17 protein-coding genes are annotated in these 21868 nt (G+C 70.5%); 12 read left to right on the top strand and 5 right to left on the bottom strand.

What is annotated here, in order from left to right; all coding sequences use genetic code 11:
* Positions 1-222 precede the first annotated feature (222 nt).
* The 3 genes from ACFYSH_RS16280 to ACFYSH_RS16270 form a co-directional block, all read right to left on the bottom strand.
* A complete protein-coding gene (locus ACFYSH_RS16280) occupies positions 223-408 on the bottom strand; it encodes a hypothetical protein (protein WP_388753074.1) in 186 nt (61 codons plus the stop codon).
* Between the two features lie 297 nt (positions 409-705).
* Positions 706-1605 carry an NAD(P)H-binding protein gene (locus ACFYSH_RS16275; RefSeq protein ID WP_388208166.1) on the bottom strand — a complete coding sequence of 300 codons (900 nt, stop codon included), beginning with the start codon at positions 1603-1605 and terminating at the stop codon, positions 706-708.
* Between the two features lie 629 nt (positions 1606-2234).
* Positions 2235-3674, bottom strand: a complete 1440-nt coding sequence (locus ACFYSH_RS16270; RefSeq protein ID WP_388753071.1) for a DHA2 family efflux MFS transporter permease subunit — start codon at positions 3672-3674, stop codon at positions 2235-2237.
* A 68-nt stretch (positions 3675-3742) separates the two neighbouring features.
* On the opposite strand from ACFYSH_RS16270, the gene ACFYSH_RS16265 reads away from it, so the two are divergent.
* The 7 genes from ACFYSH_RS16265 (at position 3743) to ACFYSH_RS16235 (ending at position 15811) form a co-directional block, all read left to right on the top strand.
* A complete protein-coding gene (locus ACFYSH_RS16265) occupies positions 3743-4354 on the top strand; it encodes a helix-turn-helix domain-containing protein (protein WP_356307340.1) in 612 nt (203 codons plus the stop codon).
* A 449-nt stretch (positions 4355-4803) separates the two neighbouring features.
* Positions 4804-5088 (top strand): DUF433 domain-containing protein, encoded by a 285-nt coding sequence (locus ACFYSH_RS16260; RefSeq protein WP_388753068.1) that lies wholly within the window; start codon positions 4804-4806, stop codon positions 5086-5088.
* Entirely contained in the window at positions 5085-5537 is a 453-nt protein-coding gene (locus ACFYSH_RS16255) for a hypothetical protein (RefSeq protein ID WP_388753065.1), read from the top strand. Before ACFYSH_RS16260 ends, ACFYSH_RS16255 begins: the two co-directional genes overlap by 4 nt.
* A gap of 143 nt (positions 5538-5680) precedes the next feature.
* Positions 5681-9571: a hypothetical protein gene (locus tag ACFYSH_RS16250; protein ID WP_388753062.1), complete on the top strand. Its 3891-nt coding sequence runs from the start codon at positions 5681-5683 to the stop codon at positions 9569-9571.
* The gene (gene pglZ, locus ACFYSH_RS16245; RefSeq protein WP_359476082.1) at positions 9571-12306 is read left to right on the top strand and encodes a BREX-2 system phosphatase PglZ; all 2736 of its coding nucleotides are present in this window, start codon (positions 9571-9573) and stop codon (positions 12304-12306) included. Before ACFYSH_RS16250 ends, pglZ begins: the two co-directional genes overlap by 1 nt.
* Positions 12303-13652, top strand: coding sequence for a BREX system ATP-binding protein BrxD (brxD, locus tag ACFYSH_RS16240; protein ID WP_359476079.1), 1350 nt, complete (start codon positions 12303-12305; stop codon positions 13650-13652). The genes pglZ and brxD overlap by 4 nt, the downstream gene beginning before the upstream one ends.
* On the top strand, positions 13649-15811 hold the full coding sequence (locus ACFYSH_RS16235; RefSeq protein WP_388753058.1) for a DEAD/DEAH box helicase: 2163 nt from the start codon (positions 13649-13651) through the stop codon (positions 15809-15811). Before brxD ends, ACFYSH_RS16235 begins: the two co-directional genes overlap by 4 nt.
* 88 nt (positions 15812-15899) lie before the next feature.
* On the opposite strand, the gene ACFYSH_RS16230 is transcribed toward ACFYSH_RS16235, so the two are convergent.
* Positions 15900-16379 carry a GNAT family N-acetyltransferase gene (locus tag ACFYSH_RS16230; protein ID WP_388753055.1) on the bottom strand — a complete coding sequence of 160 codons (480 nt, stop codon included), beginning with the start codon at positions 16377-16379 and terminating at the stop codon, positions 15900-15902.
* Positions 16380-16428: 49 nt separating this feature from the next.
* Here ACFYSH_RS16230 and ACFYSH_RS16225 point away from each other — a divergent pair, with 49 nt between their 5' ends.
* A complete protein-coding gene (locus tag ACFYSH_RS16225; protein ID WP_388753052.1) occupies positions 16429-17244 on the top strand; it encodes an exodeoxyribonuclease III in 816 nt (271 codons plus the stop codon).
* On the opposite strand, the gene ACFYSH_RS16220 is transcribed toward ACFYSH_RS16225, so the two are convergent.
* Entirely contained in the window at positions 17232-17861 is a 630-nt protein-coding gene (locus ACFYSH_RS16220; RefSeq protein WP_359476182.1) for a MerR family transcriptional regulator, read from the bottom strand. The two genes, ACFYSH_RS16225 and ACFYSH_RS16220, sit on opposite strands and share 13 nt — an antisense overlap.
* A gap of 168 nt (positions 17862-18029) precedes the next feature.
* Here ACFYSH_RS16220 and ACFYSH_RS16215 point away from each other — a divergent pair, with 168 nt between their 5' ends.
* The 4 genes from ACFYSH_RS16215 to ACFYSH_RS16200 all read left to right on the top strand — a co-directional run bounded on the left by ACFYSH_RS16215 (position 18030) and on the right by ACFYSH_RS16200 (position 21686).
* The gene (locus ACFYSH_RS16215; RefSeq protein WP_388753049.1) at positions 18030-19550 is read left to right on the top strand and encodes a flavin-containing monooxygenase; all 1521 of its coding nucleotides are present in this window, start codon (positions 18030-18032) and stop codon (positions 19548-19550) included.
* Complete coding sequence (locus ACFYSH_RS16210; protein ID WP_388753046.1) at positions 19547-20497, top strand: alpha/beta fold hydrolase; 951 nt, start codon at positions 19547-19549, stop codon at positions 20495-20497. Before ACFYSH_RS16215 ends, ACFYSH_RS16210 begins: the two co-directional genes overlap by 4 nt.
* Entirely contained in the window at positions 20494-21378 is an 885-nt protein-coding gene (locus ACFYSH_RS16205) for an SDR family oxidoreductase (RefSeq protein ID WP_359478221.1), read from the top strand. Before ACFYSH_RS16210 ends, ACFYSH_RS16205 begins: the two co-directional genes overlap by 4 nt.
* A gap of 86 nt (positions 21379-21464) precedes the next feature.
* Positions 21465-21686, top strand: coding sequence for a hypothetical protein (locus ACFYSH_RS16200; protein WP_388753043.1), 222 nt, complete (start codon positions 21465-21467; stop codon positions 21684-21686).
* Positions 21687-21868 lie beyond the last annotated feature (182 nt).

Here is a 21868-nt window from a genome sequence, read left to right as displayed (position 1 = left end):
TGCCTGTTTCTGAACCCAGAAGCCGCAGGCCAACCCGCCAGTGTCCCAAACGCGAAGTTCGCCGAAGCGTTCGCAGAGCGGTCACCGTGACCGTTCGGCGAACGGAACTGCTACGGCCTCGGTACTGGTGGGCTCGCGTATTCAACTGTCACCAGTTCTCCGAGGAGTCCACCCTGGTGGTGACCGCCAGTGGTCCCCAGAGGCGTATCGGCTCCAGGTGCCTCAGGCTTCGGAGGCCAGCTTGGCCGTGGTGACCCGGTGATAGCTCAGAGCCTCCGCGACAACCGGGGCGGCCATCTCCAGCACGTGCTGCCGAATCGCGGCGGTGCGACCGGCGGTGGTGGGGATGCCGACGTCGTTGAGGAGCGCTGCCAGGATGTCGGGGGCAGGAGCGTGATAGTGAGCCAAGCGCCCCCGCACGATGCACCGCGTGACCGCTCGCGGCCCTCTTGGTGCCAGCCCCGAGGACCTGACGCACATCCGTGCCACCGAAGCCGCCCCGCTCCAGTCCCTGCCAGGATTTACCTGCCCGACCTTGACGGCCTCCGGGCCCGTGGGGCCCTCGGCTCACACTCTCCCGCCTATCCGGGCGCCGCGGATGACGGCCAGTCCGACGAGGGCCCCTATGGGCATCTGCGGCGGCGCATGGCTCCGCCTTCATGACGTCATGACGTCGTGAGGCCGTTGCTTGGCCAAAACGACCTCTTAACCGGCCGCCAGATTCTGGATGCGCAGATGGTTCTCCAGCGCCCAGCGCACGGTCTTTGGCGGTCGCCCGAGCAGGGTTTGGAGCTGGTCGCTGACGCCGAGGTATCCGCCGCCGCCCACCAGCCGGGTCAGGGTCTTCATGTGCTCCGCGGTGTGGGGAATCTCTGCCATGGCAGGGTCCACGTAGGTCTCGTTCCAGGTTTCGACCTCTTCGGGTACGTAGGTGACTTGGCGTCCCAGCACAGCCCCGAAGTCCTCTGCGAACCCGTGCATGTCCTTAAGTTCCGGACCGTTGAGCTCGTACGACTTCGAGATGTGCGGAGCGGGGTCGGCCAGGATCTTCGCGCACGCCTCCGCCACGTCGTAACCCGCGATGGGCGCGAGCCGGTGGTGGCCGAAGGGCAGGCGCAGTTCACCGTTGCTCAGCGGCTCCAGTGCCAGCCAGGTCATCAGGGGGTTCTCGACGAACATGGCCGCCCGGATGTTGACGGTCGGGAGGCCGGACCACTCCAGCACCTGCTCGGCGATCCAGTGGGCGCGCTGCTGCGGCGACCAGTCCGCGACGAGTCCGCCGAGCCATGCACGTCGTTCCTGCTCCGGTGCGGTCATCTTCTCGAACGTCATGAACGACTGCTCGTACTCGGACATGTTGACGAAGATCTCGATGTCGCCCTGGGTCCGCGCCGCCGCGGCCATGAGGCTGACGGCGTCGGTGTAGTACGGCGTCAGGCTCATGCTGAAGTAGATGCGCCGGACGCCCTTCAGTGCGGCTGTCACGTCGGCGATGGTGAGCAGGTCTCCGACGAAGACCTCGGCGCCGGCCTGGCGGAGTGCCTGCGCGCGGTCGTCGTCCTGCCGCACGAACGCGCGCACGGGGTGGCCTTGGTCAAGCAGCATGTCGACGATCGTTCGACTCACACCGCCGACGTGGCCAGCGGCTCCGGTGATCAGGATGGGATGGCGCTCTGACATCGGTGATTCCCCTATCTGGTTGGGTGGTCAGCTGTATGGAAAGACCACGGAATGCGGCTGGCGATCGTTTTGGGTCGCTTCGGTCGCCTGGGATGTCTATGCCGTCGCTCGGCGCGGTGGCAGGCAAGGGTGTCGGTCGGTTTCGGAGAGGTGGCCATGCCCGCAGGAGGGGTCGATGACGGCAAAGCCGCCAGACTCGATGGCCGCCTGCACCCGGGCCTTGGGTTCTTCTCCCGCCGACCCGTGCCCAGCCAGGCGAATTCTGCGCAGTGTCGTGGGGGCGCAGGGCCGTCGACGCGGGCGAGGAAGTCCAGGCGTGCGGCGTTGGTCTCCGCGGAACGCTCCTGCCGCCTCCAGTAACCGCGGCCCGAAAGCACCACCACGTCGTGGAGTTGGGGCGCGACAGCGACCAGCGGGTTGCCCGACCTGGCGGGCCACGGGGAGGCCGGGCAGGAGTTCATCATCAACGACCTGCGGCTGCCGCGGGTCCTCGTCGGCCTTCTGGTTAGCGGCCATTGGTACTTGCGCGGGCTCGACCTCGGTGGCTACGGGCTCTAGCGCAGGGCAGCAGAAGCGGGCTCCGGTGCAGCTGCCGCAGGGTCTTGTGCAGCGGTACCGTTGGATGCGCTTCCTCGCCCAGAGGGTAGGAACACGGCGATGATCGCGCTGGCCGCGACCACGGCGGCACCGACCATAACGGCCGGCTGCGCCGCGTCGACGTACCCGGTGGGCGTGAGTTGGCCGCCGTTGCCAGTGAAGACCGCAGTGAGGACGGCGATCCCGAGCGCGACTCCGATCTCGCGAAGGGTGGAGTTCGCTCCGGACGCCTTCGCGTGGTCGTGCTGGGGCATCCGGGCGAGCACGACGGTCGAGATTGGTCCGAACACAGCACCCATTCCGATTCCCGCGAGTGCGAAGCCCGGCAGCAGCGTGAGGAAGGTCGCGTCGGCGGCCAGCGTTCCCGCCATCCAGAACAGCCCGCCAGCGAGGAGGACTATCCCGCCGGTGATGAGCGCACGCGTGCCGACCCTGGGGGCGAAAATCCCGGCGAGCGGCGCCACGATCATCGGCGCGAGCGTCCACGGCGTCGTCCAGACGCCGGCCTCGAGCGGGCTGCGACCCTGCACGACCTGCAGGAACTGGATGAGGATGAAGACCGCACCGAAGGCCCCGAACGAGAACGTCATCGCAACGATGTTGGCGAGCGTGAAGCTGCGGTCGCGGAAGAGCCGGAGCGGTAGGAGCGGTGCGGACGTGTGTGCCTGCCAGAGGATGAACGCGACCAGCAGCACGGCGCCGCTGATCAGCCCGGAGAGCACCTCGCCACTCGTCCAGCCGGCTTCGTTTCCGCGGACGACGCCGAAAACGAGCCCGAGGACGCCGAGGCCAGCGAGCAGGACGCCGAGGACGTCGGCAGGGACCCGGGCGCCACGGGTGTTCGGCAGCGCGAAGATCGCCAGCGGGACCGCGATGATGCCGACGGGGACGTTGAGCCAGAAGATGGCCTCCCAGCTCCAGTTCTCCACGACGGCGCCACCGACGAGCGGGCCGAGCGCGACGCCTAGACCGGAGATTCCGCTCCAGATGCCGATGCTGACGGCGCGGAGGCGGTCCGGCACGCTTGCGACGAGGAGGGTCAGAGAGAGCGGCATGATCGCGGCGGCGCCGGCGCCTTCGACCGCGCGCCAGACGATGAGTGCCGTCGGGTCGGCGCTCAGCGCGGCGAAGACCGATGAGACGGTGAAGACCGCGATGCCTGCGATGAACAGGTGCCGGCGGCCGAGTCGGTCACCGAGGGCGACGGCGAGAAGGATGAGCGCGGCGAAGGCGAGCGTGTACGCGTTCGTGATCCACTGCAGCTCCTCGACCGAGGCACCGAGGTCGGCGTGCACGGCCGGCAGAGCGCTTGTGACGACGAGGTTGTCGAGCGTGGCCATGAACATCGGGAGGGACGTGGCTACGACAGCGAGCCAGACCGGGACAGAACGCTTCACGTGAACTCCGGTTAGAGGTAATCGTATGATTACTAGCTACGGTAGTTATCCGTTGATACCTTGTCAACATGAGCAATGAACCCACTGACGGCACCACCTCCGGCAGCCGTATGCCTGCCGCAAAGCGGCGCGGACTGATCCTGGACGCAGCCCGCAATCTCTTTGGACGACGTGGCTACCACGGCACCACGACTGACCAGATCGCCGCAGCAGCCGGCATCAGCCAGCCCTACGTTGTGCGGATGTTCGGTACGAAAGAAGCGCTCTTCCTGGAAGTCTTCGCGGACACGTTGGCGACCCTCCTCGACGAGTGGCGCGAAACGCTCGCGGCACTCGCGCCGGAGGACACCGCCGCGCATGCCATTGGTGAGCGCTTCTTCGACCTCGCCGCCAAGCGGGGACTGCACACCGTCCTACTGCAAGGGTTCGTTTCCGGGGCTGAACCAGCGATCGGTGCAGCGGTACGCGACGGTTTCCTGCAGATCTACCGCTTCCTCCGCGACGAAGCAGCATTGCGGGATGAGCAGATTCAGGAGTTCTTCGGTAGCGCGATGACCTTCGCCGTCATGCTGGCGATCGACATGCAGTCGCTGTTCGACCAGGACTCCGACGCCGCGGACCTGCTCCGCGCCACCTTCGGCGCTAGGTGTGGGCAGGTGCTGGAGCTCGTGCGGCAATGATGCCGCGAGTCGCGCTTGAGCCAATCTCAGACGGGTCGCTGCTGGCCAGGCAGCTGCCATGCCGGTTGAACCTCTAACGCCGCCGCGCCCGGATTCGTCGCCGGATACGGCTGCGGCAACCGTTTGCCGAGTCGGCAGACGGGCGTCAACAGGCGCCCTCGGCCGCGTTCATCCGATCTCAGGATGCTCTCAGACTGGCCGGGCACGGGTGCTCCGGCTGTACGGCACCTCGGGCGCTGCCGCACGCTCCTTGGCACACGACCCTGGGAGCGTCGTGTTCGCAGCAACGAGCGCCACCTTCACCAGACCCGGACGTGGACGCCTGCTCGCCGTGACTGCGGGTCTGGCCTTCGCCGGGGTGTCATCGCCGCCCTGCTGGGCGACGCCATCACCTCGGCCAGCGCGGCGAGCTGCACCGCCGTCGGTTCGCCGCTGCCGCACTCGCGGCCGTGGACGTCGAACGGCACATGAAGCAGATCGAGTACGACGAGGACAGCGCCGACGGGTACGCCGCGAAGCTCGGGCTGCCCGGATACGAGGTCGCCGATCTCAGCGTGCGGCCGGGGATCAACTTCGGCCGTCCCTACTTCACCAAGACCGGTACTCCCCTTCACGTGGTCCAGGGGCTGCTCAAGGCGGGTGAGGTCTCCGAGGACATCGCCTATGACTTCGACCTCCCCGCCGACGAGGTGACCGAGGTGTCCGACCGGATGGGACTCAAGGCGGCCTCGTGACTGAACCCGGGGGGATCAGGCTTTTCCTCGATCGGAGCACCAACGGGAAGCGGTTCGCCGAGGCCGTCAAGCGCCTGTTCCCGGACACGGTCACGATCGGCGAGTGGTACGGGGTGGCGGCTGCCGAGAAGGTGCTGGACGTCGAATGGATCCGGGACGCCACCACGGACGGCCGGATCTGTGTCGGATCCGACATGCGGATCATGTCGAACGTACTGGAGCTCGCCGCCGTCGTGGAGCACTCCGCCCGCTTCTTCCTGTTCCCCAACAACAACCTGACCGTCTCGGAGCAGATCGCACGCTTCGACGCTCTTCATGAGGCCATGGCGAGAGCAGCCACCGAGCCAGGCCCCTGGGTGCACAAGCTGACGGCAGGCGGCCTGAACCACACCTCGGCGGACATCCTCGTGCAGCGTCCGGCAGCCGCTCGACGGCGTGCGCGAGCCTGATCCGGTTCGGGCCGCCTCGCCCGGATACGCGACCTGGCAGGATGGAGGGGTTGTGCGGCGGTACGGACGCGGGTGACCGGTCGGCTCCGCCGAGTACCCGGCTGGGGTGGCCGGGCCGGATGTGTGGGGAGCAGGAGCGGCTGATGGCCAGGGGCAGCAACATCGCGCTGAGAGACGTCCTCGACATCAGGGAGGACGTCCACGCCGGCGACTTCAAGGTCGAGCTGTCGCAGGGCTTCACCGGCTCCTCGGCCGGTTCCGTCGAGGAGTACGTCGTCACCCCGCAGCTGCGCGAGCAGTTCGACACGGCGCTGAAGCTGATCCGCAGCGCCGTGAAGAAGAACAGCTCGCACGCCGCCTACCTGCACGGTTCGTTCGGCGCCGGTAAGAGCCACTTCCTCACCGTGCTGCACGCCGTGCTCAACGGTGAGCCCGCCACCCGGCAGAAGCCCCGGCTGCGCGAGGTGGTCGCCGAGCACGACGAGTGGCTGCGCGGCAAGAAGTTCCTCATGGTGCCCTACCACCTGGTCGGCGCCGCCAACCTGGAATCGGCGCTGCTCGGCGGCTACGCCAAGACCGTGCGCGACCGGTTTCCCGACGCACCCACCCCCCTGGTCTTCAAAGCGGACTCCCTGCTGTCCGACGCCCGGAACCTGCGGGCCTCCCTCGGGGACGAGGCGTTCGTACCGCTGCTGCCCACCGCCGGAGCGGCGTCCGAGCCCGTGGTGGACGAGGACGGGCTGGCCGTGATCGGTGCCGTCGCCGACACCCCGTGGACCGGCGCCGAGCTCGATGCCGCCTTTGCCGCACCCGACGGGGACGACCGGCGCAAGCGGCTGGTGTCCGCCCTGGTCAGCGGCCCCATGAAGGCGTATGCGGACAGTATCCGGGGGGACGCGGCAGCCTATCTGTCCCTGGACGACGGGCTCAGCGCCATCAGCGTCCACGCCCGGCAGCTCGGTTACGACGGCGTGGTGCTCTTCCTGGACGAGCTGATCCTGTGGCTGCAGGCCCGGATGCAGCAGCGGACCTTCGTCAACGACGAGATCCAGAAGCTGGTCAAGCTGATCGAGTCCAGCAACCCCGACCGGCCGGTGCCGATCATCTCCTTCATCTCCCGCCAGCGTGACCTCTCCCAGCTCGTCGGCTCCGACATCCTCGGATCCGACGTGCAGAACATGGAGCAGGCGCTGGAGTACCTGCAGGAGCGCTTCACCGTCGTCGACCTGGAGGACCGCAACCTCCCGGAGATCATCAAGGAGCGGGTGCTCAAACCCCGGCCAGGTCAGCAGAGTGTGCTGGACACCGCCTTCGCGGGTGTCGACCGGTTCAGCCCGCTGGTCAAGGACGTCCTCCTGGACGACGGCGGTGCCACCCAGGCCGGATGGGACGACTTCCGTACCGTCTACCCGCTCTCGCCCGCCCTGCTGAACGTGCTCGTCGCCCTGTCCGGTGCGCTCCAGCGCGAGCGCACCGGCCTCAAGCTCGTCCAGCAGCTCCTGGAGAAGAACGCCGGCGCCGAGCTCGGGCAGCTGATCCCGCTCGGCGACCTGTGGGACGTCCTGATCGACGGGACCGGGGCCGCCTTCACCGACAAGCTGAAGCACGAGTCCGAGGCCGCCCAGCGCTTCCACACCAAGGCCCGCGCCCACCTGCTGGAGAAGTACGGCAGGGAGGACCACCCCGACTTCCTCGCCGACGACCGGTTCGTCAAGACCCTGCTGCTGGCCGCGCTCGCCCCCGACGTGCCCGCGCTGCGCCGGCTCACCGGGGCCCGACTCGCGGCCCTCAACCACGGCTCCGTACGGTCGCGGACCGTGCCCGTCGGGCAGAAGGTCATCGACCGGATGCGGGCCCTGCAGGGCGAGTACCCGACCGAGCTGCGTGCCGAGGGCGAGACCGATCCCGTCTTCTCCCTGCACCTGTCCGACCTGGACGTCGAGCCCCTGCTCGACGCCGCCGCCGGGGAGGACAAGGCGGGCGTGCGACGCGTCTGGCTGCGGGACAGGCTGTGGGAGGAGCTCGGCGTGAAGGAAGGCCAGCTCGTCCCCCAGAAGGAGATCATCTGGCGGGGCACCCGGCGCACCGCGGAGTTCGTCTTCGGGAACGTACGCGATGCGCGCGACCTGTCGGACGAGCAGTTCACCCCGGCCACCCCGGGCAACATCCGCTTCGTCATCGACTACCCCTTCGACGATGCCGACAAGTTCCCCAGTTACGACTTCCAGCGCGTCGGGGACCTGATCAAGAACGGTCACACCGCCGCCACCCTCGTCTGGCTGCCGGACTTCTTCTCCGAGCAGCGCAAGGCCCAGCTGGGCCGGTTGATGCGGATCAACTTCCTGCTGGAACGCGACCGGCTCGCCGACTACACGCGCAACTACCCGCCGGACGACCGGGCCAAGGCCCGCCGCCAGCTGGAGGTCGGCCGCGAGACCCTCACCCGCACGCTCACCGCCTCGCTCGGCGAGGTGTACGGCATCGCGGAGGTCAAGGACGGCACCAGGGCGGCCGAGGTGGTCGAAGGCCGCCATGTGCTCTCCCTGCAGCCGGAGTTCCCGCGGCCCCAGCCGGAGGGCGGCAGACCCTTCGCGGACAACGCGGTGTACCTCGCCGACGGCCTGTTCGCCGCGCTGTACCCGAAGCACCCCGACTTCGGGCCCGACCGGGCCGGTCAGCGCAAGGCCGTCACCGCGGCCGAGCTGCGGACCACCCTGGAGTGGATCACCCGGGCCATGGACGAGGGCGGCCGGGTGGAGGTCGACAGCCATCAGCTGAGGACCGTCAAGCGCATCGTGGAACCCCTGGAACTCGGCACCGTCCACGACGGCCCGCTCGTGCTGCGCGCCGACTGGCGTACCCGCATCAACCAGGCCGCCGCCCAGCACCAGGAGCGCGGGGACCTCACCACCGAGGACATCCGCGGCTGGATCACCAAGGACCTCGGCCACGCCGGTCTCGACAAGCAGATCACCGACCTCCTGATCGCCGCGTACGCCCTGCTCGACGACCGTGCCTGGGTCTACCGCTCCGGCCCCGAGACCGCGGCCCCCGAGCTCGGGGCGATCGGTCCCGGCTGGGCGCTGCGCTCGCAGCCGCTGCCCAGCGACGAGGAGTACGCGCGCGCCCTGGAGCGTGCCGGGCGGCTCTTCGGCGTCCGCGCCAAGCCCGCCCTGTTCGCCCGGAACATCAACAAGCTCGCCGAGGACGTCCGGGACAAGGTCGAGGAGTACGAGAAGAGCGTGGTGGGCGTACGCGCCTCCCTGGACCGGCACGCGGCCCTGCTGGGCCTCGACGGCGAAACGCCGGCCCCCCGCACAGCGATGCTGCGTGAGGCCGCGGGACTGCTGGCCCGTCTCGGACGCCACGGCAGCGACGCGACCGCACTCGTACGGGAACTGGCCGGTGCCTCCTACGAGAGCCCGGACCGGGACCTGGCCACCGTCATGAGCACGGCCGAGGACGTGCTCCGCATCCTGGACGACGACGCGGTGTGGCGGGTGCTCAAGAACGTCCATCTGCTCGCCGACCGCGACGACAGCCTGGGCGACCGCGCCCGCCGGCTGCTGGCACAGGTCGCCGAGACCGCCCGCGCCTCCGAGTTCGAGCGTTCACTGGTGCCCGTGCTCGGCGGCGTCCGGGAGACCGGGATGGCGATCGTGGAGGCGGCCCTCCACGTGGACGCGGTGGCGTCCCAGCCGCCGGTCCAGCCGCCGGCTCCCGTCCCGGGGCCGGAACAGATCGCCCTGTCGCAGCACGGGAACCCCCCGGTGTCCTCCGAGCCCGTACGCTCCCACCCCGAGCAGACACCGTGGACACCGCAGGCGACGCAGGGTGGGCCGGGCGGCAGCCCGCAGTCCGCCCGGCGGGTGATCGCCTCCGGGCCCTCCCCCCTGGAGTCGCGGCTCACCGACGAACTGGACGCCGTGCGGGCGGAGATCGAGCGGTTCCGTGCCGCCCACCCGCACACACCGGTGGAAATCATCTGGCGTGCGGTGCCGGACGCCGAGCACCACGCGGAAGAGGGCAGCTGATGCCGGGCCGTCCCGTCGCCGGCCGACGGGCCATCGAGGTGCTGCTGGAGACCGAGCTCCCGCACGCCGAAGGACGGCGACTGGTGCTGGTCGACGCCACCTACGAAGGAGGCGACCAGGACACCGCGTTCACCGTCCGTGTCGACGGCAGGAACCGCAGCGTCCGCATCACCGAGCAGAACTCCCCGCTGGGCATCGCCGACGCCTGGCAGCGCCACCGGGCCCAGGAGGACCCGGACGGCGACAGCGTCCTCGTCGTCACCGGCGCGGTCCCCGCCGACCAGCTCGGCTGGGACCTGCGCGCCCACGCCGTGCGCCGGCGCCCCCTCGCCGTCGACCCCGCCGACATCGTCAAGCAGCTCTTCGGCGCCACCGACCTCGACGCCCGCATGGTCAAGGAGACCTGGCTCCTGGACGCACTGCTGGCGGCCGAGCCCGTGGACGGCTGGCCGCGCGGCGGGGCCGTCCTCACCCGCGACCGGGCCGTGCGGGCCCTGCTCGGCGCCCGGCTCGGACTCGGCGACACCACCGCCGACACCCTCGATCTCGACGCCGACGCCCTGTTCGCCTGGACACGGACCACAGCGGGCCCCACCCTGTTCGCCGCGCTGCCCGCCGCCGAGCGGGCCGGCCTCAGCGAGTGGCTGGCACGGGCCGTCGGCCCCGCCGCACCCACCCTGCTCGCCCTGGCCGCCGACAACCGGGGCGCCGACGCCCTGCCCCTGGGCGCGCTGGCGTCCGCCGCGCTCTCCGCCCGGTCGGCGGAGGCCGCCGGATTCGCGCTCGGCACCCTCTTCGGTTCCGCCCTCGCCACCTTCGACGCGCTGCGCCCCTTCGCCGACGCCGCCACCGGAGTCGTCACCCGCTGGATCGCCCAGGCGGAAGGCAGCGGCCCGCAACGCACCGAGGCACGCGGCCGTGTTCTGGCCGTACTCGACCGCGCCGACCGGCTCGCCGCCGACGCCCGGCTCAGCCCGCTGATCGGCGCGGACCGGATGCTCCCCTCCGGCTACCGCAGCCGGCTGCGTACCCTCGCGGCCACCCTCGACGGCCCCGTCGCACCCGCCGAAGCCGCCCTGCGCGAGCTGGCCGAACACCAACTGTCCGCGCTGAACGCCGAATCCACCGAGACGGCCCGCACCGCGGTGCGCCTGGTGCGGTGGCTGAACGCCCCCATGCCGACGGCCGACTCGGTCGCCCAGGCCGTACAGGAACACATGGCGTCCTCCGGCTGGGCGGACATGGCCGTCGGAGTCCTCTCCGAAGGCGACACCTCGCGGGACACCACCGTCGGCGAGGCCTACCACCGGCTGATAGGGGCGGTCCGCGCGCGTCGGACGCGGCTCGACGAGGACTTCGCCCACAAGCTCGCGCTCTGGACGGAGACCGCCTCCCCGCAGGCACCGGGCGGTGCCCTGCTCATCGAGGACGTCCTCGCCGAAGCCGCCGCGCCGCTCGCACGCGAGGGCGGCCGGCCGCTGATCCTCGTCCTCGACGGCATGAGCGCCGACGTCGCCGTCCAGCTCGCCGGTGAGCTGGACCGGCGGGTGTGGACCGAGGTCGTACCCAAGCCCCGGCCCGGCAAGGAGGCCGCCCGCCGGGCCGCCGTGTCCATGCTGCCCTCCCTCACCACGATCAGCAGGGCGTCCCTGCTCTGCGGTCAGCCGGCCCAGGGCGGGCAGAGCGTGGAACGCTCCGGGTTCGCCGCCTTCTGGCGCAAGCGCCACCGGGGCGCGCACCTCTTCCACAAGGGCGGCTACGAAGGGCCGCCCGGTCACCGGCTGGCACCCGAACTGCTGGAGACCCTCCCGTCCGACGACATCGTCGCCGTCGTCGTCAACACCATCGACGACGCCCTGGCCGACGGCCGCGAGGGGGCCCGCGGCCGGTGGGGCATCGGCGACATCGCCAAGCTGTCCGACCTGCTGAACGCGGCCCTCGACCACGGCCGTCCCGTCGTCCTCGTCTCCGACCACGGCCACGTCCTGGACCGCACCCCGCGCGGCCACCAGCAGACCGAAGCCGAAGGAGTGGGTGGCGCCCGCTGGCACACCGGCGCACCGGGGCAGGGAGAGGTCGCGCTGGCCGGATCCCGCGTGCTGGCAGGGAACGGACGCATCACCGCGGCCTGGCGGGAGGACCTGCGCTACACAGGCCGGCAGGCCGGCTATCACGGCGGTGCCTCCCTCGCCGAGGTCACCGTTCCCGTGATCACCCTCGTGCCGTCCGCCGACCTGATCCCGTCGGGCTGGACGCTGCTGCCCGCTGAACGCACCGCTCCCGGCTGGTGGCAGGACAAGGGCGCGGCCGTGCCCGTTCCCGTCGCCGCCGACGGCCTCGCGGTCAAGCAGCGCACGAAGAAACCGGAGCAGGACCAGCAGGGCGAGGGCATCTTCATGCTGCCCGGTCACGGCACGCTCGGCGAGCAGGCCGTGCAGTCCGCCCCGTACAAGGCGCAGCGCGAGTTCGTGCGCCACGCCCCGAGTGAGAAGGCCGTCGCCGCGGCCCTCGACGCCCTGCTCGCGGCAGGCGGGAAGCTGTCCCCGGGGGCGGTGGCCGCCGCCGCCCAGGCCGCCACCGGGAAGTCGCAGCGCAACCCGGAGCGCTTCGCGACGGTCCTGGAACGGCTTCTCAACATCGACGGCTACCCCGTGCTCCAGCTCGTGGAATCCGGGCGTACCGTCCAGCTCGACAAGGTGCTGCTCGCGCAGCAGTTCCCGGGAGACACGCGATGAGCACCGCGGCATCCGAGATCAGCACCGCACGCCGGCGGGACGTGGTCGACGCGCTGCGGCGGGGAACGGTTCCGCAGTCGGGCCTCGGCCTGTTCGCCGTCGGCCTGGACCGGTTCGAAGCCGCGCTGGAGGGCGACCTGTCCACGGTCGCCCGCGGCGGCTCCGCGTTCCACGCCGTGCGCGGCGAGTACGGCTCGGGCAAGACCTTCTTCGCCCGGTGGCTCGCCGAGCGGGCCAAACGCCACGGCCTCGCCGTCAGCGAAGTCCAGATCTCCGAGACCGAAACGCCGCTGCACCGGCTGGAGACCGTCTACCGCAGACTCGCCGAACGCCTCACCACCGCCACCCATCAGCCCTCGGCCCTTCGCGCGGTGGTCGACTCCTGGTTCTACGCCCTGGAGGAAGAGGTCCTCGACAGCGACGACATCGCCGATGACGACGAAGAGGCCCTGGCGGCAGCGGTCGACGAGCTTCTGGAACGGCGTCTCGCCGACGTCGCCCGCACCACGCCGGCCTTCTCCGCCGCTCTGCGCGGCTACCGCCAGGCCGTGGCGTCGGGCGACGGGGCCACCGCCGAGGCACTCATCGCCTGGCTCGGCGGCCAGAAGTCGGTGGCCGCCTCCGCGAAACGCGCCGCGGGCATCCGGGGCGACCTCGACCACTTCGGTGCCCTCGGCTTCCTCCAGGGCCTGCTGACCGTCCTGCGGGACTGCGGACATCCCGGACTGCTGCTGGTCCTCGACGAGGTGGAGACCCTGCAACGCGTGCGCGGCGACGTACGCGAGAAGTCCCTCAACGCCCTGCGTCAGCTCCTCGACGAGATCGACGCCGGACGGTTTCCCGGCCTCTTCCTCGTCATCACCGGCACCCCGGCCTTCTACGACGGGCAGCAGGGCGTCCAGCGCCTGGCGCCCCTCGCCCAGCGGCTGGCCACCGACTTCACCACCGACCCCCGCTTCGACTCGCCCCGCGCCGTCCAGCTGCGACTGGCCGGATTCGACCTGGACTCGCTCGGTGAACTCGGGCGCAAGGTGCGGGACCTCTACACGGGAGCGGCCCGCCACCCGCAGCGGCTCACGGACCGGGTGGACGACGCCTACCTCGACGAGCTGGCCCGTGCCGTCACCGGGTCCCTCGGCGGCAAGGTCGGCATCGCCCCACGCCTGTACCTGCGCAAGCTCGTCGCCGACGTCCTCGACCGGGTCGACGAGTTCCCCGACTTCGACCCCCGCCTGCACTACGCGCTCACCTTGAGCAGTGCCGAACTCAACGAGACGGAACGCAGCGCGGCGACCGGCGCCGGGGACATCGCACTGGACCTGGACGACGACCCGGCCCTCCCATGAGGGAACCGGCCGACGCCTTCGACCTCCTGGACCCCGTCCTCGGTCACCAGATCGTCAACACCCTCGGCTGGCGCTCCCTGCGCCCCCTGCAGGAAGAGGCCATCGAGCCGCTCCTGGGCGGGGAGGACGCCGTGCTCCTCGCGCCCACCGCCGGAGGAAAGACCGAAGCGGCGTCCTTCCCCCTGCTGACGCGCATGGGGAGGCACGGCTGGAAGGGCACCAGCGTGCTGTACGTGTGTCCGCTGAAGGCCCTGCTCAACAACCTCCACCCACGGCTGCGGACCTACACCGGCTGGGTGGGCCGCACGGCCGAGCTGTGGCACGGCGACATCACCACGGGCCGACGGCGCCGCATCCTCGCCCAGCGCCCCGACATCCTCCTCACCACACCCGAGTCACTCGAATCCATGCTGGTCAGCGCACATGTCGACCACCGCTCCTTCTTCGCGGGGCTGCACACGGTCGTGGTCGACGAGGTGCACGCGTTCGCGGGTGACGACAGGGGGTGGCATCTGCTCGCCGTACTGGAGCGCCTGAGCCGTATCGTCGGCCGCCCCCTCCAACGGATCGGCCTGTCCGCCACCATCGGAAATCCTGAGGAACTGCTGACCTGGCTGCAGGGATCGGGACACAGGCGCCGGCCCGCGCGGGTGGTCGCACCGCACCTCGCCGAGGAGCGCCGAGCGGGCGCGGGGCGGGAGGTGCGGGCCCCTGCCGCACCGCCGCCGGGGGAGGTCGAACTCGACTACGTCGGCTCCGTCGCCAACGCCGCCACCGTCATCGCAGGGCTGCACCGGGGTGAGAAACGCCTGGTCTTCTGCGAGACGCGTCGCACCGTGGAGGAGCTGGGTGAGCGACTGCGCCTGAAAGGCGTCACGACGTTCCTGTCGCACGCCTCGCTGTCCGTGGACGAACGGCGGCGGGCCGAAGAAGCCTTCGCCGACGCGCGCGACTGTGTGATCGTCTCCACCAGCACCCTGGAACTCGGCATCGACGTGGGCGACCTGGACCGCGTCATCCAGCTCGACGCGCCGTCCACGGTCGCCTCCTTCCTCCAGCGCATCGGCCGCACCGGACGCCGGACCGGTACGACACGCAACTGCCTCTTCCTCGCGCTGGAACCCGAAGGCCTGCTCGCGTCGGCTGCGCTTCTGCTGCAGTGGTCACGTGGCTGGGTCGAGCCCGTCGTCGCACCGCCCGAGCCACGCCACCTGGTGGCCCAGCAGCTTCTGGCCCTGTGCCTCCAGGAGCACCGGGTCGGGGAGAACCTGTGGCAGGAGTGGTGGGGCGGTATGGGCCCCTTCGGGCCGGGAGCGCAGCCCATCGCCCGTCATCTGGTCGAGGAGGGGTACCTGGATCAGGACGGCGGACTGCTGTTCATCGGCCCGGAGGCCGAACGGCGCTACGGGCACCGTCACTTCATGAACCTGACGGCGATGTTCACCGCGCCGCCGGAGTTCACCGTACTCAACGGCCGCAACGAGATCGGCCGCACCGACCCCGACCTGCTCACCGAGGAGATCGAGGGCCCGCGCAAGCTGCTCCTCGCCGGCCGCAACTGGCTGGTGACCTACATCGACTGGACACGCAAGCGCTGCTTCGTGGAACCGGCGGACGAGGGCGGGCGTGCCCGCTGGAGCGGCTTCGGCGGGGAACGCATCCGCTCCTTCGCCCTGACCCGCGCCGCCCGGGACGTACTCCTCGGTCAGGATCCACCGGTCCGCCTCACCGCGCGCGCCACGGCGAAACTCGCCGAAGCACGCGACGTCCACCTGCACGCCGTCCACCCCGGTGGCACGGTGATCAGCAGGCACGGTGACGGTGACGTCCGCTGGTGGACCTGGGCGGGCCACCGCGCCAACGCCACGCTGGCCGCCTCGCTGGCCTCGGTGGCAGCCCCGCACCGACGTGTCAGCGACCAGTGGGTCAGACTGCGCGACGACCTCACGCCTCAGCTCTGGCAGACGGCCCGTGCGGACACCGAGGCGGGGCTGTGCCTGCCTGATGTCAGCAGCCGAGCGGTTCGTGGCCTCAAGTTCGGAGAAGCTCTCCCGCCCCGCCTGGCCGAAGCGACCCTCGCCGCGCGCATGACGGACGAGGAAGGCGCCGGCGCGGTCCTCGACGAACCGGCACGCTTCCTCACGCTCGGCCACGAGTAGTTCCCTGTCGGTGCCGACCGCGGAGCCGGGCTCCTGCGGTCGCCGACGGGCCCTCTTCACCGGGGTCGACCGGTCCGTGCGGAGGTTCTCAGGCCAGCGGTTTGGCCATGCAGATGCTGCTGTCGTACGTGCGGTAGTGGCCGAACTTCGTGCAGACGGTGTAGCCGCTCGACGTGTACAGCGCGATCGCCTCGGGCTGCTGGTCGCCGGTCTCCAGGACCATGCGGGAGCGCCCGGCCGCACGGGCGTCCGCCTCCAGGGCGGCGAGGAGGCGGCGTGCGAGGCCCTTGCCACGGCCTTCGGGTATCACGAACATCCGCTTGATCTCGGCGTCGCCGTCGGAGTACCCCTCGTCGTTCTCCTCCTGGCTGCGCCAGCCGCCGGTGGCCAGGGGGCGGCCCTCGTCGTCGTAGGCGAGCAGGTAGAGTCCGCGCGGCGGGTCGAACATCGTGGCGTCGAGCGGTGTGATGTCGCCCCCGTCGCCGTAGCGCTCGGCGTATTCGAGCTGCACCTGGTCGTTGAGTTTGACGGCATCGGGGTGGTCGAAAGGCCGAGGCTGGATATTCATGCGAGCGATGGTACAGCTATGCACTAGGTGGTGTAGGTACTGTGCTGGGATGCTGACTGTCACCACGGTAAATGTGAACGGGCTCCGTGCCGCCGCGAAAAAGGGTTTCGTCGAGTGGCTGGGTCGGACCGAGGCCGATGTGATCTGTCTCCAGGAGGTCCGCGCCGAAGCGGAGCAGCTCCCCGTGGAGGTGTGTGAGCCCGAGGGCTGGAACGTCGTGTTCGCCCCGGCCGCGGCCAAGGGGCGCGCAGGGGTCGCCGTCTACACGCGGCACGCGCCGGAGCGCGTCCAGATCGGGTTCGGAGGGTTCGGCATTCCGGGGAGTGAGGAATTCGACACCGCCGGCCGCTATGTCGAGGTGGACCTCCCGGGCGTGACGGTCGCCAGTCTGTATCTGCCCTCCGGTGAGGTCGGTACGGAGAAGCAGGAGGAGAAGGAGCGTTTCATGGCCGCCTTCCTCCCCTACCTCCAGGGGCTGAAGGAACGGGCGGCGGCGGAGGGGCGCGAGGTGGTCGTGTGCGGCGACTGGAACATCGCCCACCGTGAGGCCGACCTCAAGAACTGGAAGTCCAACAAGAAGAACTCCGGCTTCCTCCCCGAGGAGCGGGAGTGGCTGACCCGGGTCTTCGACGAGGCCGCGTACGTGGATGTGGTCCGCGCGCAGCACCCGGACCAGGAGGGCCCGTATTCCTGGTGGTCCTACCGTGGCCGGGCCTTCGACAACGACGCGGGCTGGCGTATCGACTACCAGGTGGCGACCCCCGGCCTGGCCGGCCGCGCCGTGAAGGCGTGGGTGGAGCGCGCCGCCACGCACGGCGAGCGGTGGAGCGACCACGCGCCGGTGACGGTCACCTACGAGCGTTGATCGTCCTCGCGTAGCCGCCTGTCCAGGGCCATGGAGAGCTCGGCGTCCACCACCGCCTGGGAGAGCGTGCGCAGTTGGTCCGGGTCGGTGCGGGCGGTGTGGGTGCGCAGGACGCGTACGAAGAGGTCGGCGAGGGCGTCGGCGTGTTCGCGGACCTGGCGGCCGGCCGAGAGTACGGCGTCGAGCGGTACCCCGGCCCGTACCAACTCGGACGACGCCTCCAGCAGGCGCCGGCTGATGTGGACGATCTCGTCGCCGTCGGTACCGAGATAGCCCAGCTCCATGGCGGCGGCCAGATTCTCCGCCGTCGCCTGGTCCGGGAAGTAGTCGGCGAGCTGCTCCGGCGTGAGCCGGACCGGGGTCTCCGCGGACGGTTCACCCAGGCCGAGCACCTCGGCGACGTCGCGGCCGCTGTCGAAGGTGCTGGCGAGGTCGGCGATGCCGTTGAGGGTGTGCCCCCGCTCCAACAGGCCGGTGATGGTGCGCAGTCGGGCCAGGTGGTGGTCGTCGTACCAGGCGATGCGGCCCTCTCGGCGGGGTGCCTGGATCAGGCCGCGCTCCCGGTAGAAGCGCAGGGTCCGCACGGTGATGCCGGCCTCCCTGGCCAACTCCTCCATGCGGTATTCACGGTGCTCGCGTCCTTCGGCCACACCCGCACCCTATGTTGTACCGCCGGTAACTTTCCTGGCTCCGCCCCCTACCCATCGGTACGGAGCTGCTCTACCCTCCCAACAATGCCAGTGATTGCTGGCAGAGTTACGCACGTACCGCGGGGAGGCGGCAGCATGGCCCAGCACGAGCATGTACGCGTGGCGGTGATCGGATCCGGATTCGGGGGCCTCGGAGCCGCGGTCCGGCTCCGCCGCGAAGGCGTCACCGACTTCCTGGTCCTCGAACGGGCCGGCGCGGTCGGCGGCACCTGGCGGGACAACAGCTACCCGGGCTGCGCCTGCGACGTACCGTCCCATCTGTACTCGTTCTCGTTCGCACCCAACCCCGACTGGCCGCGTACCTTCTCGGGGCAGCAGCACATCCGCGCCTACCTGGAGCACGTCGCCGACACCTTCGGTCTGCGCCCGCACATCAGGCTGAACCACGAAGTCACGGTCATGCGCTGGGACAACGACGAGCTGCACTGGGTGATCGAGACGGCGAACGGCTCCACGATCACCGCCGACGCGGTCGTCTCCGCCACCGGTCCGCTCTCCGACCCGAAGCTGCCGGACATCCCCGGGCTCGCCGAATTCCCCGGCAAGGTCTTCCACTCCGCGCAGTGGGACCACGACTACGACCTGAGCGGCAAGCGTGTCGCCGTGGTCGGCACGGGCGCCTCCGCGATCCAGATCGTCCCGGAGATCCAGCCGAAGGCGGGCCGGCTCACCCTCTTCCAGCGGACCCCGCCGTGGGTGATGCCGCGCATGGACCGTGCCATCAGCGGCGCCGAGAAGTGGCTGCACCGCACACTGCCGTTCACGGCCACCGCACGGCGTGGACTCCTGTGGGGCATCCGGGAGTTGCAGGTCGGCGCCTTCACCAAGCACCCCGATCAGCTCGGGCTCGTGGAGTCCATAGCCAAGGCGAACATGGCACGGGCGATCAAGGACCCCGCGCTGCGGGCCAAGCTGACCCCCTCGTACCGCATCGGCTGCAAGCGCATCCTGCTCTCCAACGCCTACTACCCGGCGCTCGCGCAGCCGAACGTGGACGTGGTCGACTCCGGCCTGTCCGAGGTGCGGGGCTCCACCCTGGTCGGGGCGGACGGTTCGGAGACCGAGGCCGACGTGATCATCCTCGGTACCGGATTCCATGTGACGGACATGCCGATCGCCACCCGGGTCGTCGGCGCCGACGGCATCACCCTCGCCGAGTCCTGGAAGGACGGGATGCAGGCGCTCCGGGGTGCGACGGCGGCCGGTTTCCCCAACTGGATGACGATCATCGGCCCCAACACGGGGCTCGGTAACTCCTCCATGATCCTGATGATCGAATCCCAGCTGAACTACATGGCCGACTTCCTGCGCCAGCTGCACGTCCTCGGCGGGCGCGCCGCGCTCGACGCGAGGCCTGACGCCGTCAGCGGCTGGAACCGGCGGGTCCAGGACCGGATGAGGCGGACCGTCTGGAACACCGGCGGATGCACCAGCTGGTACCTCGACGCCGAGGGGCGCAACACCACGGTCTGGCCGGGCACGACGGCCGAATTCCGGCGCGCCACCCGTTCGGTCGACCTGGGTGAGTACGACGTCATCCGTCCCCCCGCCACCCGCTCCGTGGTGCGCGCCGTGCCCGAGGAGGCCGCACGATGAGCCGGCTGACAGAGACGAACCGCACCCCTCCGGTGCCCGTACGTGAACTGGGCGTCGTATCCGCCGACGGCTCGCGCGTGCATGTCGAACTGCACGGCCCCGAGGACGCTCCCGCGGTGGTCCTGGCGCACGGCTGGACGTGCAGCACCCGCTTCTGGGACGCCCAGGTGCGTGACCTCGCGGTGGATCACCGGGTTGTCGTCTACGACCAGCGGGGCCACGGCAGTTCACCCGCGGCCGGCCCCGGCGGATGCAGCACCCGTGCGCTGGCCGACGACCTCGAGGCGGTGCTGAGGGCCACGCTCGCACCGGGGCAGAAGGCCGTGCTCGGCGGGCACTCCATGGGAGGGATGACGCTGATGGCGGCAGCGGGCCGCGACGCCCTGCGGGAGCACGGGGCGGCCGTGCTGCTGTGCAGCACCGGCAGCTCGCGTCTGACGGCCGAGTCGCTGGTGCTGCCCCTGCGGGCCGGCGCCCTCCGTACCCGGATGACGGCGGCGGTCCTCGGGGCGCGCGCGCCGCTCGGGCCGGTCACGGCGGTCTCGAAGAAGATACTCAAATACGCCACGATGGGACGGGGCTCGTCCCCGGACAAGGTCGACGCCTGTGCCAGGATCGTGCACGCGTGTCCGCGCGGGGCGCGGGTCGCCTGGGGGCACGTACTCGCGGAGCTCGACCTCGAGGCGCGGCTACGGGAGCTGCGGTTGCCGACCGCGGTGATCACCGGCACGGAGGACCGGCTGACGCCGCCCGTGCACGCGCGGGCCATCGAGGCGGCCCTGCCGCAGAGCCTCGGGCTCACCGAGCTCCCGGGTACGGGCCATATGACGCCGGTCGAGGCGCCCGAGGTGGTCACGGCGAAGCTCCGTGAACTGGTCGCCTCGTACGTCACTGTGGAAGGTGCGGGCAGCACGGCGGCAGCCGTGCGCGAGGAGGAGGTCGCATGAGTGGCAGGCGGAGTCTCGCAGGACAGGTCGTCGTCGTCACGGGCGCGGCGCGTGGGGTGGGCGAGCTGCTGGCCCGCAAGCTGTCGGCGCGCGGTGCGACGCTGGCGCTGGTCGGGCTGGAGCCGGACGAGCTGAAGAAGGTCTCCAAGCGCCTGCATTCCCCGAGCGACCACTGGCACGCGGACGTCACCGACCAGGTGGCGATGAGCCGGGTCGCCCAAGAGGTCAAGCAACGCTTCGGGAAGATCGATGCCGTCGTGGCCAACGCGGGCGTCGCCGCCGGAGGTCCGCTCGTGGACTCCGACCCCGAGGCGTGGCGGCGGGTCATCGAGGTGAACCTGATAGGTGGCGCCGTGACGGCTCGGGCCTTCCTGCCGGTGCTGATGGAGAGCCGTGGCTACTTCCTCCAGATCGCCTCGCTCGCGGCGATCACACCGGCACCGATGATGAGCGCCTACTGCGCGTCCAAGTCGGGCGTGGAGGCGTTCGCGCACTGCCTGCGCGGCGAGGTCGCCCACCGGGGCGTGAAGGTCGGGGTCGGCTATCTGTCCTGGACCGACACGGACATGGTGCGCGGCGCCGACGAGGACGACGTCATGCGGGAGTTGCGGCAGCGGCTGCCGTGGCCGACGAACCGCACGTATCCCCTGGGCCCGGCCGTCGACCGGATCGTGGCCGGGATCGAACGGCGCTCCGCACATGTGTACGCCCAGTGGTGGCTGCGCGGGATGCAGCCGCTCCGGGGATATCTGCCGATGGTGATCGGGGCCGTCGGGCAGCGCGAGATGCAGCGCTTCGGATCGCGGCTGGACGGTGTGAGCAAGGGGCTCGTGGGGGCCGGTGGGCAGGCGGACAAAGAGGCCCGAGCCTCTCGTGAATGATCGAAATGCGGCGAATGTCCAGGTGTGTAAGTCTGAGCGAGGTTCCACCGGGACCACCCCCACGCACCCACATTGGAGTGAACAGCATGGGCATCGCAGACCAGTTCAAGGACAAGGCGCAGGAACTCGCCGACCAGGCCAAGCAGCAGAAGGCGGGCGGTGAGCGGGACGAGGCGCGTGAGCGTTCCTCCGACCGTCCGGACCGCGCCTCGGACCAGGCGAAGGGCCGTCGGCCCGGCGCCGGCGCCGGCGCCCGGGACCGGGCGCAGGACGCGGCGGACCGGGCGCGTGAGCGTTCCGAGCGCTGACGTGCGGCGGCGCGGCTGAGCGTCTGCGGTGGGTTGGGGCGTACCCGGGTTCCGGGTGCGCCCCTTCTTGTGCGGGTGCGGGTGCGGGGCGTGGGAACGGGCCTGCGCGGTGCGGGTCTTCGGGGCTCTGCCCCGGACCCCGCTCCTCAATCGCCGGAGGGGCTTGATGTGGCTGGGCCCCG

The sequence above is a fragment of the Streptomyces sp. NPDC005791 genome (genome assembly GCF_042871485.1).
GTDB lineage: Bacteria > Actinomycetota > Actinomycetes > Streptomycetales > Streptomycetaceae > Streptomyces.
The sequence above is the reverse complement of the archived record's forward strand: the minus strand, read 5'-3'. Positions and strand labels throughout refer to the sequence as shown.

What these genes read in the sequence shown, in the direction of transcription:
- ACFYSH_RS16275 (WP_388208166.1), bottom strand. Translation starts at nt 1,605, where the DNA reads ATGCTGCTTGACCAAGGCCACCCCGTGCGCGCGTTCGTGCGGCAGGAC.
- ACFYSH_RS16265 (WP_356307340.1), top strand. Translation starts at nt 3,743, where the DNA reads ATGAGCAATGAACCCACTGACGGCACCACCTCCGGCAGCCGTATGCCT.
- ACFYSH_RS16250 (WP_388753062.1), top strand. Translation starts at nt 5,681, where the DNA reads ATGGCCAGGGGCAGCAACATCGCGCTGAGAGACGTCCTCGACATCAGG.
- pglZ (WP_359476082.1), top strand. Translation starts at nt 9,571, where the DNA reads ATGCCGGGCCGTCCCGTCGCCGGCCGACGGGCCATCGAGGTGCTGCTG.
- brxD (WP_359476079.1), top strand. Translation starts at nt 12,303, where the DNA reads ATGAGCACCGCGGCATCCGAGATCAGCACCGCACGCCGGCGGGACGTG.
- ACFYSH_RS16235 (WP_388753058.1), top strand. Translation starts at nt 13,649, where the DNA reads ATGAGGGAACCGGCCGACGCCTTCGACCTCCTGGACCCCGTCCTCGGT.
- ACFYSH_RS16230 (WP_388753055.1), bottom strand. Translation starts at nt 16,379, where the DNA reads ATGAATATCCAGCCTCGGCCTTTCGACCACCCCGATGCCGTCAAACTC.
- ACFYSH_RS16225 (WP_388753052.1), top strand. Translation starts at nt 16,429, where the DNA reads ATGCTGACTGTCACCACGGTAAATGTGAACGGGCTCCGTGCCGCCGCG.
- ACFYSH_RS16220 (WP_359476182.1), bottom strand. Translation starts at nt 17,861, where the DNA reads ATGGAGGAGTTGGCCAGGGAGGCCGGCATCACCGTGCGGACCCTGCGC.
- ACFYSH_RS16215 (WP_388753049.1), top strand. Translation starts at nt 18,030, where the DNA reads ATGGCCCAGCACGAGCATGTACGCGTGGCGGTGATCGGATCCGGATTC.
- ACFYSH_RS16210 (WP_388753046.1), top strand. Translation starts at nt 19,547, where the DNA reads ATGAGCCGGCTGACAGAGACGAACCGCACCCCTCCGGTGCCCGTACGT.
- ACFYSH_RS16205 (WP_359478221.1), top strand. Translation starts at nt 20,494, where the DNA reads ATGAGTGGCAGGCGGAGTCTCGCAGGACAGGTCGTCGTCGTCACGGGC.
- ACFYSH_RS16200 (WP_388753043.1), top strand. Translation starts at nt 21,465, where the DNA reads ATGGGCATCGCAGACCAGTTCAAGGACAAGGCGCAGGAACTCGCCGAC.